Consider the following 17,563-nt stretch of genomic DNA (forward strand, 5'->3'; position numbering starts at 1 on the left):
TTAGCATTTTTTTCATTTCGACCATTCCTTTCTATTTTTTCAATTTTTTGTTCTTTAAGAATATATCACGATTTTATTTTTCCACAAATAGGGAATTATTCATATTTTTATAATTTTTAAAAAATTAAAGAACTATATAGGAGTACTGACAGCAAAACGCTTTTACAAAGAATAGTTCACTCTGCAGACAACCTTTCATTTACACAAAAAAAGAAATTAACAACGCTTCATTGGCTCTGTGGCGAAATTAATTTCTTTTAAACGGGATAATATCTTTTAAATGTAAATGACTTTTGATTTAAACATAGTAAAGCAGCCATTAAGGCTGCTCCGTAGTAGTTATTAATCAATCAATTTAATTACAGTGCCATATCCTGAAACCATAACATTTTTATCTTGATTAAAAAATTTAGTATCATAACGGATATGGATAACTCCATCCCCACCCATGCTTTCAGCGTATTCCATCACTTGCAAATTAATTTTATTAAATGCCTCCGAAATGAGGTCTTTTTCTTTTGTAAAACTAATTAATTTGTTCTCTTTTACAGGTGTTGTGATGTAATTATGGTAAACATCTAATACTTCATATTTTTCTTTAATATCCCCTGTCGACATAATCATTTGATTTTTCCTCCTTTAAAGTCGCTTCACTCTACCGTTAAATGTATCTTTCCAATACCCACTTGTCATATCTTCAATTGCCACACCTTTACTCGTTTGAGCACCTATGAATCTTCCATCTCCTATATAAATACCTACATGCCCATCGTCTTTATAGGTATTGAAGAAAACAAGGTCTCCTGGTTTCGCTTCTTTTAGTGATACGGTTTTACCAAGGTTCTTTAATGTATCAGTAGTAGTTGATGTTAACGGCCCGAGATTTACACCAACTTGATCAAAAGCCCAATGTACAAAGCTTGAACAATCAAAGCGCCCTGCTTCAATATCACTTTGGTTTCTTCCACCACCAAAGACGTATTCGGAATTACCAATCCATTGACGCCCAATGTCAGCTACTTCTACACCACTTAACCCCTCTGTGCCATCTACAGCAACATAGCCATCTACATATGAACCAGCAAAGCCTAAAACTTTCTCTACGTACCAATCAGCTCGGTTATAAGCGAATATGGCTTCTCTTAAATTACCATCAGCTGCTCCATTGGCAGCTAGATAGCTAGCTGCAGAGAAAATGGCATCCTCAATGTCGAATGGGTCAGCCTTTCCATCGTTATTCGCATCTACACCATACCCACCATACTTTTCTATCACTTTAGGATCTGATAAATCAGAATCTGATATATTCCCTGCGCCAAGCCCTGAACAAGTTGGATGCCCCCATCCAACCCATGTACAGGGCATAAATTGCATGTGACCAAGTGCGCCCACAGGCGAAATCATCGGTTCGATTGTTGAAAAATGCGTTTCTACTCGATGGTGCGCAGCCAACAAATTCCACGGTACGCCATAAGCTTCTTGTGCTGCTTGATAAACAGGTATAAATACGGAAGGAATTTCATTCTGACCTAACTCCGAAATATCACCGCCCCATAGCCCTCCTGTTTGCGTTTTTGTCTCTTGTTCTGCACTAGAAGCTAAAAGGAAAAAGACGGATACAGCTATACCAATAAACAATATAACAACAGCTGCAACCCCTAATATGATGGGCCAACCAATTTGTGATGCTGCGGCAGTTCCTGCTTTTTGTGCTGCCTTTTTAGCAACTTGTTGCCCTGCTTTCTTTGCGGCTGCTTTCCCAGCTGTGGCAGCTGCGCTTTTTAGCGCCGAGCTGCCATCTGATTCATAATTGTCGTTTGGGTCATTAGCTTGAGACATTTACATTCACATCCTCTACAAGCCATTCACCGTTATTTTCTCTCAAACCAACAAGATACCAATCTTCTATTTTTTGAGTAGAACCATCAACGGATTTAGCTTCCCCTTTTACCATCACATTCCAACGGACAACAATGCTGCTAGCGTTAGAAACTTGTGTAATATCTATTTCATCCACCGTTAAATAAGTTCGTTCTAATGGCTCTCTACGAGGGTTTTTTTCGAATTTCTTATACAAAGCATCCGTCATAAACGGTTGCGCATTTTCTAAATACTCCATCGGCTTTTCCGCATTATAAGTGTGATATGCTTTTACAAATTTTATAGCGACATCTTTGGACCTTTCCATTTGTTCTTCGGAGAATTGCTCTGTTTGGTTGTATGTCTTAGTTGCTGTTGTTGATTCTTCGTCATTTTCTGTATCTTGAACGGCTGATGAAGAGCCAGAATCAGTGTTTTCCACTGATTCGACTACCTCTTCTGATTGCCCTGAATCTACTGCCATTTTGTTGAGAAAAAAATATGTGGTAAAGCCCACGACAAGGAAAATGGAAAGGGTAAATATAAACAGTTTCACACGATCTCTTTTACTGTGTTCAAAATCCCATCCAAACATTAGTTACCTCCTTCATTCTCTTGATTACCTTGTTTTTTTCTCCATTCAGCTACTTGTTCGGCTTCCCATTTAGTTAATGGTTTATCGTCATTCTTTGCTCGATTAATGATTGTCTGAATTGCTTCAGCTGTCATTTTACTAACTCGTCTTGCTCCGTTTGATGTTGTTTGTTGAGTACTTGCATTGTTCTCATTGGTGATGTGATTTCGATTAAATGTCTCATTGATATTTCTTTGCGTACTTTCATTATTTGTGATGTTTCGATTAACGGTTTCATTGAAGTTTTGATTTATCTGTTCGTTATTAGTGATTTGTCGATTAACAGTCTCACTAATATTTCTTTGTGTATTTTCGTTATTCATTAAATTACGATTGACCGTTTCGTTAGAAACGTTGCTTTCTTGTGTGATACGGTCACGATTCACTGTGTTTTGAATGTTCTTAACATCATTGTCATGAGTAGATTGATTTCGATTAATCACTTCTTGAGCGGTCTGTTTATCTGTGTCATTATGAAGTGTTCGACGTTCGGCAAGATTTGATTGCTGCTTCTCTTGAATTTTGTCTGTATGTTCGCGCATATTTTGATGATTGACATTACGCTCTGACTGTTGACGATCATTAATATCCATACCTTCGAGTGTAGACGCTGTTTCTTTATCCGCAAGCTTTTCAGGATATCTATTCACCAATGGGATTGTATTGCCTGAACCCATACGGCGACGACGTAAATCATCTATATTCGTTACATTATCATTACTCTTATCTTGGCTATTAGAATCAATCTGACGGTCCATAAGCTCTTCTTGATTAGTTGGGGCATTTGCGATGTCTGGTCGATTATGGAGTTGGTTTTTATACGTTTCTTTTCCTTCTTGAAACTCTTGATCACTACGGTCAGCAAGAGTCATACTTCTTGCTGCAGCTGAAATACGGTCTTTTGTTTCACCTAATGCCTTTTTACGTTCAGCTAATTGTTGTTCGTCTAGCTTACCAATATGGGGCTGTGGTTTAAGTCCTGTTTTGCGGTTCGCTAAAGGTAAAGGGCTCTTCTCGCCGTTCATTAACTCTTTACCTCTACGTACATTATTCTTTGCTTGATTAAAGCGATTTCTGTAATTGTTTAATGTTTGACCGGTACTACTTTGAATATTACTTGCAGCTGTTGATACCATTCCAAACAAGTCTTTTCGTTTTGCCCAAACACCTACAAAACAAATAATTTGTAATAACATCATACCTAGATAACCTAAATCAGAGCTTTCTGTAGCTCGATAAAGAATTGCGGAGACTCCAAACAAGATAGTTAATAATAAAGCTATAGCAATCTTCATAATCTGCGCATGAACGAGTTTCATAATCCAATTAAGAGCTGTTTGTTTCCAACTCGGTATTAAAGCCATCAATAATGGAACTGGTGCAAATAAAGCTAAAACCAAAAAGATTAATTGATATAAAATAATTGTTCCTGAAATAAGAAGCAGAAAAACTCCGATGATAGTATTTGCGATGAAAAGTAAAGGAACAAACGCAGCTCTTTGTTTGATACCCGACGTTGACATCATAGAATTGTTATTTTCGTTCACTTCCCATTCTGCCTTTTCTTGTCTTTCCTCTGCATCAATTATTGGGTCAACTGCTAAAAGATCATTAACTCTATTTTCCTCTATTTTTGTAGTTCCATATTGCATTAGCAAATATGGCTTTTTTACCATTAAATCAAACATCTGATTTCGGATAGTAGCTAATCCCTCATCTTTGCTGTAACCCGATCCAGGATTAACAATACCTGCTGAAACCCCTAAAATGTTACTTTGTAATTCACTTGACCATTCATTAATACCACCTAAGAATTTCGCAGAATTAGCGAAGAATCCCATTGAAAACACAAAGATAATTAAAGCTGAAATGATTCCACCCCATGCTCTACTACCTTCCCGTTTTATCATCCCTACATAAGCTGCCCATGCACCTACCATGCATATAATAAAGGTGATTAATAATGGCCAAAGTCCATTGCCCATAAAGCCATTTGAATTAAATCCTGCGATATTAGAAATCGCTGCACCAATCTGATCGATTACACTTGAGACAAAATCAAGCGCAAATGCTTCTTGAACAATGACCATTGTGAAATTAGCTAATAGGTTGTTAAGCATCCATACAGCATTAACCATTTCCATTAAAGCAACATAAATTTGATTCCCTGCGCCATCCATCCAATTCCAAGGCATCCAGTCACCAGATGTGTCAACATAAGTGTCAAGTTCGTAATGATGTTGTGGATGCTCATTATATTCGAGCTCTACCTCTCCTACTCTCTGGGTTTCTCTATCTTGCGGAACAAGGTTATCTTGTAAGCTCTCTGCGGCTACAGGTACTTGCATTGTCACAAACATTAAACAGATGACAGCCAATAGCTTCAAGATTTTTTTCACTGATTATGCAGCTCCTTTAATACCTTCGGCTCTATATTTGCTACTAATTGGTCAAAATCGTGAATTTCACCATATTTTGAACGCTTCCAACCATCGTCTGTTTGAATTACCTCCATAGTATCTGTTTTCAAACGACTTTCTTCAGGATGTTCATATACAATTTCATAGAAATATCGATCGTCATCAACTTTCCATTCAGTTAACTTGTAATTTTCAACTTGTGAATCATTATCTGCTTTATCTTCTGGGTCAATTAAGCTCTGTTCTTTTTCTAGTAATTCAGCCATTTTCCCCTGATCTTTTTGAATGTGTGCATTCACCCATTCAACAGGAATATTTGAAGGACCTTGACTGTTCACCTTTTCGCTACCGCATGCTGCGGTAACGAATATTGTTGTTGTCAATCCTGCTGCAACTAACCATTTCTTCATACATAAACCTCCGTTTCTTCTTTTTCTGGTTGATTATTCTTTTCTTGTATAACCTCATTTTCTTCTATTTCCTCCGAAACCCTTTCAGCAGGTGGTCTTGTATCGAATGCGTCGAATAAGTCATGGAATAAAGCATTAATGGAAACAACTCCTACACGACCAGAAATATCTTGAAATAGACATTGGCCATTCTGTAATTCACTCAATATAGATGCGTTATATTCAGTATTTTTTAAATTTAATAAGGAAAGCACATTTTCAATTTCTTTTGAGTCGGTACTTCTAAAAGCAAATTTCATACCGATGTTATTCTTCATTTTTTCATCTAACAAGTCATCCGCATTTTGTGTTACAAAGTAAATTCCAGCATTCATAGAACGCCCTGCACGCACAAGACGTGTAGCTAAGTGACTCCCTTGGCTTGTGTTTAAGATTGCCCAAGCTTCATCAAGTAACACCACTTTAAAGATACTACGATCAGAATGAATGAATTTTAATGCGAACGACGAAATTGGAAGCATCATTGCTATAGAAAGCATTTCAGATAAGTTGTATTTTTCTGGAGGTGTGTTAGGTGATGGCAACTCTAAATTTTGTATTTGTAGAACGTTTAATGCTGTTTCTAAGCTAATGGATGATTGCCCCTCACCATCACCGAATAATAGCTGTGCAAAGGATAATTCACTAAAGGACTGAATATGTCCACCAAGTTCTCTTGCCACTTCGTCATCATCATTTAGCAAGGTTTGCATTACTTTTTTCAAACAAGGCTTTTCTCCTTCGGCAACCACACGCACAGCATGTGTTAATTTAGGAAATCGTTTAGAATCATCTAAACGTACACCTGTAAGGAACGTTAGGATATCTAGAGCAAGCGTTTCAGCTTCTTTGATATTATCGTGTATGGAAAACGGGTCGAGCCTTCCAGCATCCTCTGCTTTCGTAGAAAGCGAAATGATGTTGACATGGTCTCTTAAATCATAAAGCTTGTCGCCCCATTCATCTCTATCTCCCTTTGGGTCCACCACTAAAGCTTTTCCGCCTGATAATACCGATAAATACGTAATCAAGTTAGCACAAAAGGATTTTCCTCCACCTAGTGAGCCAAGAAATGCTGCTGATAAAGCATTTGTTTTCGTTCCTCTAATCCCTTGTGCAGCTCGGTTAGGCATAATATAAACAGGTTGGTCTAAGATACCTGTTGAACCGATAAAAAAGCCTTCTCCATCGCCTAATTGTTTAGTAGCTCCAAACATCCCTCCTGCTACTGTCGCAGGCTCCATGAAATGAACATAATCGGTAACATACCTTTTAGCTGCTGGTAGAAACTCATTAAATGCAAGCCATTGATCACCATAAGGTTGCTCGATTTGAAACATCATATCTTGGTAATGGTCCTTCAACGTATCACAACGTCTTTTTAATTCATCTTCATCTGATGCAGATAAAGCGAAAACAATAGATGTTTTAATTAATGGCATTCGTGATTTTTGTAAATGAGCTTCTAGCTCATGCGCTTCTTGCCTTCCTTCCAATACGTTTAACCCTGTATCATTGCCTGTTTCTCTTGCGTGACGATCTTGGTCTTTTAATTCTTTCTGTTTGTTTCGTACAGCTGATAAAGCTTTACGATTATCCATCGTTTCTGTGCGAATACTGATTTCTACAGGGAAATCAAGGCTTTGAATGGCATATATCCATTCTTCATTCGGAAATTCTAATTCATAAGGTACACTTGAAACAGTTAGAAAAGCGACATGCCCTTCTCTTTCTTCACCTTCATGAATTTGCTTTAATAAAAGGCTCCGTTTAGGAGAATCATCAATCAACCCTTCGGTTAAACGTAAAATGTCATGATGCATCGGGCGGCGAACAGTTACATTCTCTTCCTCATATTCTTTATAATTCACTGAATACGCTGGACTCCAATTTTGTATAAGAGGCGCTTTCCCAATCCCTCGATAAAAGTTTCTTCTAATCAACCATTGAACTGTTAATTCATCCACTGGTTCAGCTCTCATACGTGAATGAACTTTATTATGAATACGTCGTTCCGATTTACGATAACGCAAAATTTCATCTTCGATAATTTCAGGTGTATCTAGACCTGATGTTTCATTCACACCGCTAATAAATTCTTTCCACGCTTCTTTTAAGTCCTGAAGAAAGGATTTTTTATTTTTTACATTGTCGGGTTTCGGTAATTTTACGCCAATGAAAAACAAATACTCTGTTCCTTCTTTGCCTAACATACTTTCCAATTGGATGGCTGCGTCATCCGTATGTTTAGCAGCAGCTTCTTTTAATGGACCTGTTAATGTTTTTTTGAATTTATTATGTTTCTCTTCTATCGATTGAAAATTCGGAACAACAAGCAAATGAGTATCTAAGTTAATTTGCCAAAAAAACGCTTTAATTTTGGTGAAAATAATGTCCTTCTCGTCAGTTGCAAGGAAATCGTAATTAAACCCTTCTAATTTATAATAAGCCCAACAACTGCCATCTTGAGAAAACACCAAATTGCCTTCAAAATATTTAACGGGAAAGTCAATGTTCATTTACTTCACCATCCTTTTTTTGATAACTAAGCTTTCGATAACTAATAGAACTTTTATATTTATAAGGAGCTTTCACTTCTGAAACTTCCTTATATCGGTTTATACGGCGAGGGCTAAGGTGGTGTTGTGCCGCCCGATAAAAGAATCGGTGCGGCGCTTTTCCATCTAACAGTTGTTTGGTAAAAAACCAGGCAAATAATCCCGGTAAAAAGATGTATTCAATCAAACCCAAATCAATTAAACTTAAAGGGGGGAATTTGTTTAGGAACCAAACCAAGGCAACTCCACCCGCAAAAAATCCTATCTGCCGATACGTTACGGGTATCGGCAGTGGGATGTCTTGCACCCCATAAAGTACCTTTTCCACTTTCCATACACTGTTATAGGTTCGTAGAATCTTTGGTCTCATATATTACCCTCCGAACACGGTTCTGAATAAGTTAGAACCAAGATTTGTAATAGTGTCTGGGTTAAATACAAATACGCCTACAACCATCGCGAATATAGCAAATCCAACGAACCTAGAAAACTCTCTTTTCACTAAGAAATAAATTGCTATAGCTCCGATAGCTACCAAAAACAAAGCACCAATTTGTGTTGAAAACCAACTTTGAATATTTTCTCCAAAATTCATAATCTATGAACCTCCTAATTATTGATTCTTTAATTCATTTACAAACCATCGATTATCTTTGACAATTTCCATTTCATACGGGTAAACAAGTTCTGCTTTAGAATGTTGATCGCTAAAAGCAACCGTGGCATGAACGATATATTCTCCTTCTTTTTCCCCTTCCTTCACGACGAGGTTTTTCACTTCTTTGAAAGTCATGATACCAGTCATAGATAAAACTGAATCATCATTATCTTTCAAATAATAAGTTAATTCTTCTTGTGTGCCTGTCGTATATACCTTGAAGAAGGTATATAAGAAGGTTTTTACTTCTTCTTGCAATTCAGAACTTAACACTTTATCTTCTTCGCTTATTTTAGTGTCTGCTGCAATGTCTGGCTTTTGAGGGGCAGCCACGAAATAAGGTATTTGATGCACTACATAAGATTGGCCATCTGTTTTCACTGGAACAACAAAGTATTTTTCGTGTGGTCCTGATGTTTCTTCTTTAGGTTGAGGTGGTTTCTTTTTATCCTTCTTAGCTTTTTCTACTGCCTTTTTGTCAGGTGGAATCACCTTTTTCAAGTTCTGATTGATTCGTAGTGTAATCAAAGCTTCATCTTTTTTCGTTTCTTCTACCTTCCATACTTGTGAAGAAGATAACGTGCTGCTCCATTCCATCCCTTCATAAGATAATCCTGCTTGCTGATCTAATCCTTCAGCTAAATATTTAGATAAGCGTTCCCCTCTTTTTTCTCTTGCTTCATCGGTGTTATCCCAAATGAAATATTGAGACGCAAAGTTTTGCGCAAAGGTTTGACCGCCCTCTTTAGCTGCTAGATTTACCACTTCCTCTTGTGCTTCTGTCGGAATCTCTTCTTTTGCTTCATTGGCTCCTGCATTTCCCACTCTGACAATAGCGATAATTGATAAGAACAACACAAGCCCAAACCCAGTCCAAAACACACCTTTAAGCATTTTTTTCCTGAATAACGTTTTCGGATATTCTCGCTTTTTCATAATGCCCTCCTTTTTATTTCATCATTTCTTCCATGGCTTTCTTTCTACTATCTTTTTTCTTGGCTTCTTCTCCTAAAGCCCAAACAGCTATACAAAGGAAAAGAATTAATCCTAGAGTTGCCCAAATACCATATTCAGTATAAAAGCTTTTCAGCCATCCTAAGACATCATCTGCTGCTTCTGCGAAAGGTGGATATTGATCATAAGCAAATTGAAATAGAAAGTATCCAGCAATAATCATAAGTGCAAGAATGATAACTAATCCGACTAATCGCTTTAAAAAGCCCAATAGCATATCTTTAATGGTACTATCACCACTCGATGAAGAACCTCGCTTCACCTTGTACCCCAATCCAATCACCTCCTTTCAAGTGTAGCTTCAATTTTTGAATATTAATATTCAATTTTTTATTCTATACGTTTATATAGGCTATATAGTTTCTCTTGGTCAGTAGAATGCGCAGCCTTCCATATGTCACCGTAAGGATTTTCTAAAACCTCATCATAAGTAGCAAACATCAAAGCACCACCAATTTTTTCGATTTCTCTTGATTCTGCTTTTTTAGCATTTCTCATCAATTGATCTCTTTCGTTTTGGTTACTCGATACAAATAAAACACGAACAAGTTGTATATTATCACCAAAAACCACATCATCTTTATAAGCGCCTTTTCTCACATATTCGTTATAGCGTCGTAACTTATTTATGGTGACATCAATCCTTTGACGACTTCTTTCTAATTCCACTAAGTATAAGATTTGAATAGATTGCTCATTTAGCGTGCGTTCTAAAACAAATGCACCATCGGGCCGAATAACAGTAGTTGCTGATTGCTTCACTTTACCTTCTTTGTCTTTTGAGGATTCCCCATAATTCCTGAAAGCTCGCCTTTCAGAAAAAAATTCTTTAAAAGCAAATACTTTATCTTTTTGTGAAGCATAAGCACCTTGAATATGAGACATCTGCAATGAATGATAAATATATGTTGGTGTACGATCAGTCCATCGTTTATCCCAATCAGATTCCCCTAAAATCTCTTTCACTTCTTGCACACCCTTATTATCTAAGGTGTAAACTAAACGGTCATTTCCACGTGTTGACGCTTTAGCAACTGGAAAAGATTTAATATAACCCTCTCTTTGCAATGCGTTCATTTGCCGTGATATCCACGGTCTAGAATAAGCTGTCCCGTCAGGGTGAACATAGATGTATTTTTCTAAATACGGTACATCCACAAAAACCAAGTCATGCAATGATACAAATAATTGTTCTTCTATATCTCCGATTCTTTTTACCATTCCTCATTAACCCCCTAAACCAATAAATCCTCGATATTAACCGCTTTTTTATCATTTGACTCCCTCTTCTCCTGATTATCTTCTAGATTTGGTGTGTCCTCTTGATTTGTGTCATCAGCAATTAAACCATCATTTTCAGATTCATCTTTCTGCTCATCTTGTTCCATTAATTCTTCTGTTAAAGCATGTAATTCACCACTTATCTCATGAAATGCTTCATTTTCTTGGTCAGGAATTTCACCATCGCCAACCAACACATCTAATTCCATATATTCATCAACTGGTTCTACTTCCGATTCTTTCGTAACCACTGGAACAGCTAATTTTTCATACTCTAATGCCTCTTCAATCGTTCTTTGTTTAATACCAGGAATCGAAGATTGATAAAGTGCTTCTTGTGGTGCTTTCATCCGAATCAGAAAAGGTCTTGTTCGTTCATTTCCAACCTGCATACGCATATATGCATGATAAGGCTCAACTTGAAGGTAATCCGATTCTTTTAATGTTTCCGATGTCATCGATCTATTCACATATGCTGCGTCATCAGGCTCTCCTAAACGGAAAGAAACAAGAGTTCCAAAGTTTCTGAAAATCGCTGACGCAACTTCTCGTGGCAGCTGATCTTTAATTCCCTGCATCCCTAGAATAATAGATGTTTTATACTTCCGAAGTTCCGAAGCAAAAGATTCGATAGCGTCAGTACTATGCTCCATAAGCGTTGGCGCCTCATCTACCATCACAAAATGATAAGGTAAACGGCTTCTTTCAGATGCTGGTGTATCTGCACGACTTTTCCCTGCCAATTCAGCAAACGTTAAACACATTGAGCCAATCAATTTCTTTTCATCACTGGTTAACTCTGATAAATCCAATAAATTGATTCGCCCTTCATCCATACTTTCTCGAAAGCGTAAACCATTTGTTTTTGCTCTCAACATTTTTCCTAATACACCTGATAAAGTAATTTTACGAAGCTTATTAAGAGTAGAATTTGTTTTTGCTTGAAGTTCCCTATCTTGCAACTGTTGTAAATTCGCAAAATAAAGGAACAAGTCATTTTCTATAGGGTCTGCTCGATCCAAACGTTCTAAAACAGAATCACGATAATCAGGGTCACTTAAAAGCCTCTGTAAATTCGGCAAGCTTGCTTCCCCTACTCGTTGTAAGGCGATTCCTCCATTTAAAAAATTGTCATCAATATTAGGACCCCAAAAATCCTTCCAAGTTCGTTTTAATACATCTGCTACCGTTTGTGCAATTTTATCCTCACTTGTAGCAAAATCAACATCATAAACATTAAAAGGAAATTCCCCTTCTGAAAATTTGATGTATCTCACAAGATGCTGCTTTTCAGGCGGAATACGTGCTGCAATGTCCTGACATAAATCACCATGGGGATCAATAACCGTTCCACCTATAGATGTACCAACTCCATCCAATTTGATTAAATCTTCCACGAGATTATACATCGCTGTTGATTTACCCATACCAGACATTCCAAGAAATGCTGCATGATATCTAAGTGTAGCTAAATCAAACAATACACTAGTTTCATGCCCATGATATTGATGATCTCCTAGGGATATCGTCAAATTCGGGTCAAATGAAGGTTTCTTTAATTCCTTTGGCAATGGGGTAGCCCTCATTTTCAAACGATTCAACTTATTATTTTTCACTCGTTCGCTTGGCAATCTCATAATTGCAGCCATTTCTTCAGTGCCTAAAATAACTCGCTTTTTTTTAGTTTCAATGGAAAATAATCGATTTTGAAACTCCCATCGAAATAAAGGGCGAATCGTTCGAAACCACCACCATTCACGACCTTTTAACTGATTAAGCCTTCCGCTAGAGAAAGTACCTATAGAACCTTTAGCGCTTTTAATTAAAGATTTAACATCTTTTTGATCTCGACCAAACGCAACAACCTTTATGCCAATCCTAGATAAAACACGAGTTGATTTCCCCTCAATAGCTGACAAATATAACTCATTATCTTTTTCTAATGTTTCATCCGCTGCGCCTTGTTTATGAAATTGTTTAATAATTCCTCTAAAACTTCTCTCAGTGCCATAAGCCGGCTGAACTAAAAATTGCATATGAATTTCTTGCTCATCTTCTAATCCATCTAAAAACTCAATTATTTCTGCTTGGGTATCTACAACTTCATTGTGGTATGTCTTGATGGGAACTGTCCAATGACTCTCGGTGAATAGCTTCGTTGCTGCATGAGGGCGTTTAAAATCTAATGGAGTTGGGTTAACTTCTGTAATTTCTACTTCTGGATGTTCTGCATAATATTTACTTTTAAATGCTCTTCCTACATGATCATCAGGAACCCAAACAAAAAATCTTATATCATCTTTTGTGGCAATAATTTCCCAACTAATCCATTCTTGCTTAATCAATCTTCTATACCATGGTCTATTTAGAAAACTCAACATTGTCGACCATGCTGTTTCATCTTTAAAATACAAAATCTTTCCATCCATCGTTGTCTTTAATTCATAAATTTTTCCACTTTTCGGAATCAAAAATGGCAATAAATGATACCTCAAATACTCCACCTCCCTAAAAACACATTATCAACTAATATATTATTTTCTCAATTACATTTCTTTACCAATCACAAAATTCTAACTTCCAATTACCTCTTTATCCTAACCGATCTATCCACCACACTCTCATAAAATATCCTCTTTTCCCCTCTCTCTTGAACTCCTTTACTTGAACTTACTCTCTTGAACTACTTACTTACTCTCTTGAACTTAACTCTCTACCCACTTACCTCCCCCCACACTCACTCTCTCTTACTTACTTAACTTACTTAACTTACTTACTCTCTCTCACTTACTTACTACTCACCACTCCCCCCTACCACTACATAACATTTGAAATCAGGTAAGTGGGTTAAATATCTAAGGTCCTGCCAAATGATCACGGGTAAACGACTCACCTAGCCGTGATCATTTGGCAGGACCGGCCACGGCTCAACCACCCAAACCAATCAATTAATAACTTAAAGTGGTGATTAGTATTATTTAATATTTGATTATATGATTAATTGCCTTAATCATAACACACTGGAAATTATATACAAGGGACATTATTCCCAATATACACCAGTATTTTTCCTATTTTTAGGTGGTCCATTTCTCCCAGAAGGCAATAGTAAAGAAGCTGGTTCCTCAAGAAATTTTGAAGAGCCAGATAAAGAATTATTAGAAAGCAAAAACAAACCAGTTAACCCACCCACCACCTGATCTATAAATGTATTTGAATTGGACCCATTTCTTTTTTGTTCCCTTTTGCGTTGGAAAGGGATGACTTTTGTTTTCTTAATAAGGGTTAAAGTGGTTTCCGCAGCACGTCCTTTTCCTTTTATCTTCTTTGTAATTATTCCAATTTGAACAAGGTGTTCTATAATCTTTTTAAAAGTTGTATACGGGATGTTTTTTTTCTCATTTGATGACGACCTAACCTCTTCAGCAATCTTTCTTTGTGCAGCAGATACACTTCCTCCTTTGGCTTTTAAATAGTTAATAATATCTTCTTTCCATTCATCAAAATGGCTATATGTACGTTCTTCTCTTGGTTTTGCTTCCTCCCATGCTTGATAAGTAAATGGCATACCTGAAAGCAAGCGAATCCAATAAGATGACGGGCCATGCGGAGCATCTTTTTTAAATGCGCTTTTTACTTTTCTTTTAACATCTAATTGACGCATGGGTGGCTCATTTAAAGCATTCCATTCTTGCAAAAAACCTTCTGTTTCATTTTCACTGTATCCATTCGCTTTGTATGCCAAAGCAAGTGTATAGCAAGTGTTATCTCTTTGACCTTCTGATACGCCTTCTAAAAGCTTTTTGATTGCTGGATGTTGTAGTAATCCATCTACACCTACACAAGTTACTTTCCTTTCTTCTGCTTTTTCTTCTTGATAAATAGATAACCAGTCACATAGATTATCAAAACTAATACGACTATCAGTCTGATAAACAATGTTTGATTCGGTAGGCATACGAAACCATCGCTCTGCTCCCACAGCCTGTAAATCGCCATTTAAAGCTTCAGCAATACTCATTTGTATTCGTTTATAATGAGCTGTCACTTTTGGAAAAGCTCTTTTAGGGCTATTCAAATACCAATAAAGGTGAAAACCACCTGAAGGTGTTGAAACAACTAAAGAAGGCATCGGGAGTCCTCCATCATTTACAGAATCCAATACATCAGGAAGAAAAAGCCCGCCCTGGTTGTATCCATTTTTTGCATCTATATCAACAACCATCGCATTTAGCCAACGTAAAGAACCCTCATGACGTTGATCATTGCGGTAAAACGTATTAGGTGTGTAATATGTATAAGCTTCTGTCGCACCAAATAAGGAGCGATATGTACGCACAGCTTTAGGCTTTTCGTAAAACGTATTACAAACATAAACCCAACCCAAATGACTGTTATAACCGCTTTGCTGCTTATCTATTTGTTTTTTTGGTAAATCTGTTAGTTGATCTCTATAAATCTCTCTTAATGCGTTCATTTCTTCTCCTTCTCCACACAAAAAGACCGCCACAAGCTGCCCTGTAGCGGTCCTAAACCTTTAACTTTGATAGAGAAAGATGCAGAATTTTGTTAGGTTTTACCGAACAAAAAACATTGCAATTATCCAAAATTTCATATATGATAAGTACATATATGAATAAGAACAATCATGATGTTGACAGCATCATGATTTACCTATCAAAGCTAGATCGAGGTTGGTTGCCGTGGAGCTAGCTTATTTCTAAAAGAGCGGTGTTGACAGCACGGCTCTTTTTACTTGTTTTTTTATGTATTTGTTTTTGTATTTTTATTATAAAAAATCTCTTAGACTAGTAAATTTTAGAATTATCTATAACTATACATAAAACTTTTTTGTTTGTCTACTATTCTTCCGATCGGCGAAAAGAAGCCAATCGGTTTTTTTATGTGTTATTTGTGCGCATAATATAATATATTATATGTATAAAGAATATAAAAAAACACTATTTTTTACGCATTTTGTGCGCATAAAATACATAAAATGTGTTGCCAGAGTATTAAAATAAATGTATACTATACTTAAGATAGCAAAATAAACCAATTAAGGAGTGTTTTTCTGATGACGATTTTAAAAGCTGGTGCAGATGCTGGGAACAACGGATTAAAACTTTGGGTAAAAGATACAGACCCTATAACAATTCCTACTGTTTTTTCTTATTACATGGGCGAAACAACTGAATTAATGGACATGGATGATATTGCAGCTAGTGACTTATTAGAAAATATTGATGTAACTATCAATTCTAAAGCTCTAACAAGGAATGGAGAAAGATATATAATAGGAGAAAAAGTTTTAAAAGATAACCTTACACCAAATGAATTAGAAAAAAAGTCCGATAAATCTAAAGATGAAATTCCTGTTATTGTGACACTTTCTGGGCTCGCCATCGATGCAATCAAAAAGAATTACGGGCAAGATAATATTGAAGTTTCTTATGATCTATCTGTTGCCTTACCAGTAAATACAATCACACAAGAAAGTGCCAAAAATAACGCTACTCGTTTTATGGGTACACACGAAATTATCTTCCATCATCCATCAGGAAGGAATGTTTATGTCACTTTAAAAATCGAATACTGCAAATGCTTACCTGAAGGCGCAGCCGCAGCTTGGGGTGTAGTCTTTGATGAAAACGGAAAAGTTACAGAAAGAAAAATAGAAATTGGCGATAAAATTATGAAAGTAGATTTCACCAATAAAACCCTCTTGCATTTTGATATTGGTGCTGGCACAACTGAAATCGTTGTGACAGAAGGCGTTAAATATAACCCTAAACTTTCAGAAGGGTTGAATTTCGGGGTTAAATCTACTATTAATGAAATTATCAAGCGTTGGAATCGTAATAATCCTAGAAAATCCATTGATAGCATGGCAGAATTTAACGAAATCTACTTTGACCCTGAACATCCTCGTCATAATGATCTAGTTGCAGAATCCAAAACAGGGTTGTTACAACTATCAACACAAATTAGCAGCTCGATTATAAATAAGATTGACGATTTAAAGGATGACCCTTTTGTGTTTATCTATGGCGGTGGAGCAGCAATACTTAAACCTTACTTGCAGCCAATTCTAAAATCCAAGGATCGTATGACTAACGTTACATTCTTAAAAGACCCTATGTTTGTAAATGCGCGCGGCTTACTCGTATATACATGCTCACCAAGGTACGAACAACAGAAAGAAAGAGAATTAGGTGTAACTGCTAGTGGCACGCACTCGAAATAAGGTATATAAACAAGGAGATCGGATAAACATTTATTTAAGCCGCGATATTACACCTGAATTTGTAGAATGGATTAACAAACAATCCGACCTATCTAACTTCTTCTTATATGCAGCTCAACAACTTTACAACCAAACAGGCTTTGTAGATGTTGCAGAAGTAATGCCAAGAAAGATTAATTTTGATCTTTCATCAACTAATGGAAAGCAACCTATATATCAACCAGAAATACAAAAAGAGGAACAACCAGAAAAAGAAGTAATTACAAAAGAGACAGCAAAAACAATAGAACCAAGAGAAAAAGAAGAGAGCTCTAACTCTGCATGGTCGAGTCTCGATGATTTCGACGACCCTTTTGCTTAATTTTACAGTTAGATAATAATTTAAAATAAGGAGATAAGCGTCATATTTTAGAAACTAAAGCACAAGACCACCTTAAGGTGG

15 protein-coding genes are annotated in these 17,563 nt (G+C 36.6%); 2 read left to right on the forward strand and 13 right to left on the reverse strand.

What is annotated here, in order from left to right:
- Positions 1-342 precede the first annotated feature (342 nt).
- From MHH73_RS22175 to MHH73_RS22235, 13 genes are all read right to left on the reverse strand, one after another.
- The gene (locus MHH73_RS22175; protein ID WP_251162690.1) at positions 343-624 is read right to left on the reverse strand and encodes a heavy metal-binding domain-containing protein; all 282 of its coding nucleotides are present in this window, start codon (positions 622-624) and stop codon (positions 343-345) included.
- Positions 625-639: 15 nt separating this feature from the next.
- Positions 640-1,839 (reverse strand): C40 family peptidase, encoded by a 1,200-nt coding sequence (locus MHH73_RS22180; RefSeq protein ID WP_340978748.1) that lies wholly within the window; start codon positions 1,837-1,839, stop codon positions 640-642.
- The gene (locus tag MHH73_RS22185; protein WP_341069957.1) at positions 1,826-2,455 is read right to left on the reverse strand and encodes a hypothetical protein; all 630 of its coding nucleotides are present in this window, start codon (positions 2,453-2,455) and stop codon (positions 1,826-1,828) included. The genes MHH73_RS22180 and MHH73_RS22185 overlap by 14 nt, the downstream gene beginning before the upstream one ends.
- The gene (locus MHH73_RS22190; protein WP_341069960.1) at positions 2,455-4,893 is read right to left on the reverse strand and encodes a CD3337/EF1877 family mobilome membrane protein; all 2,439 of its coding nucleotides are present in this window, start codon (positions 4,891-4,893) and stop codon (positions 2,455-2,457) included. Before MHH73_RS22190 ends, MHH73_RS22185 begins: the two co-directional genes overlap by 1 nt.
- The gene (locus tag MHH73_RS22195) at positions 4,890-5,324 is read right to left on the reverse strand and encodes a hypothetical protein (protein ID WP_341069963.1); all 435 of its coding nucleotides are present in this window, start codon (positions 5,322-5,324) and stop codon (positions 4,890-4,892) included. Before MHH73_RS22195 ends, MHH73_RS22190 begins: the two co-directional genes overlap by 4 nt.
- Positions 5,321-7,882 carry an ATP-binding protein gene (locus tag MHH73_RS22200; protein ID WP_341069966.1) on the reverse strand — a complete coding sequence of 854 codons (2,562 nt, stop codon included), beginning with the start codon at positions 7,880-7,882 and terminating at the stop codon, positions 5,321-5,323. The genes MHH73_RS22195 and MHH73_RS22200 overlap by 4 nt, the downstream gene beginning before the upstream one ends.
- A complete protein-coding gene (locus tag MHH73_RS22205) occupies positions 7,872-8,291 on the reverse strand; it encodes a TcpE family conjugal transfer membrane protein (protein WP_341069969.1) in 420 nt (139 codons plus the stop codon). The genes MHH73_RS22200 and MHH73_RS22205 overlap by 11 nt, the downstream gene beginning before the upstream one ends.
- Before the next feature lie 3 nt (positions 8,292-8,294).
- Positions 8,295-8,516, reverse strand: coding sequence for a hypothetical protein (locus MHH73_RS22210; protein WP_289432525.1), 222 nt, complete (start codon positions 8,514-8,516; stop codon positions 8,295-8,297).
- An 18-nt stretch (positions 8,517-8,534) separates the two neighbouring features.
- Entirely contained in the window at positions 8,535-9,515 is a 981-nt protein-coding gene (locus MHH73_RS22215) for a conjugal transfer protein (protein ID WP_341069973.1), read from the reverse strand.
- 13 nt (positions 9,516-9,528) lie between these two features.
- The gene (locus MHH73_RS22220) at positions 9,529-9,867 is read right to left on the reverse strand and encodes a hypothetical protein (RefSeq protein ID WP_289432527.1); all 339 of its coding nucleotides are present in this window, start codon (positions 9,865-9,867) and stop codon (positions 9,529-9,531) included.
- A gap of 56 nt (positions 9,868-9,923) precedes the next feature.
- Complete coding sequence (locus MHH73_RS22225) at positions 9,924-10,814, reverse strand: replication-relaxation family protein (protein ID WP_289432528.1); 891 nt, start codon at positions 10,812-10,814, stop codon at positions 9,924-9,926.
- A 14-nt stretch (positions 10,815-10,828) separates the two neighbouring features.
- On the reverse strand, positions 10,829-13,369 hold the full coding sequence (locus MHH73_RS22230) for an ATP-binding protein (protein WP_341069976.1): 2,541 nt from the start codon (positions 13,367-13,369) through the stop codon (positions 10,829-10,831).
- Between the two features lie 548 nt (positions 13,370-13,917).
- A complete protein-coding gene (locus MHH73_RS22235; protein ID WP_341069978.1) occupies positions 13,918-15,351 on the reverse strand; it encodes a primase C-terminal domain-containing protein in 1,434 nt (477 codons plus the stop codon).
- Positions 15,352-15,948: 597 nt separating this feature from the next.
- Here MHH73_RS22235 and MHH73_RS22240 point away from each other — a divergent pair.
- Both MHH73_RS22240 and MHH73_RS22245 read left to right on the forward strand, forming a co-directional pair.
- Positions 15,949-17,121, forward strand: a complete 1,173-nt coding sequence (locus MHH73_RS22240; protein ID WP_341053033.1) for a ParM/StbA family protein — start codon at positions 15,949-15,951, stop codon at positions 17,119-17,121.
- Positions 17,102-17,482 carry a hypothetical protein gene (locus MHH73_RS22245; RefSeq protein ID WP_341060466.1) on the forward strand — a complete coding sequence of 127 codons (381 nt, stop codon included), beginning with the start codon at positions 17,102-17,104 and terminating at the stop codon, positions 17,480-17,482. Before MHH73_RS22240 ends, MHH73_RS22245 begins: the two co-directional genes overlap by 20 nt.
- Positions 17,483-17,563 lie beyond the last annotated feature (81 nt).

This window comes from Cytobacillus sp. FSL K6-0265, assembly GCF_038003465.1.
Taxonomy (GTDB): Bacteria; Bacillota; Bacilli; order Bacillales; family Cytobacillaceae; genus Cytobacillus; species Cytobacillus stercorigallinarum.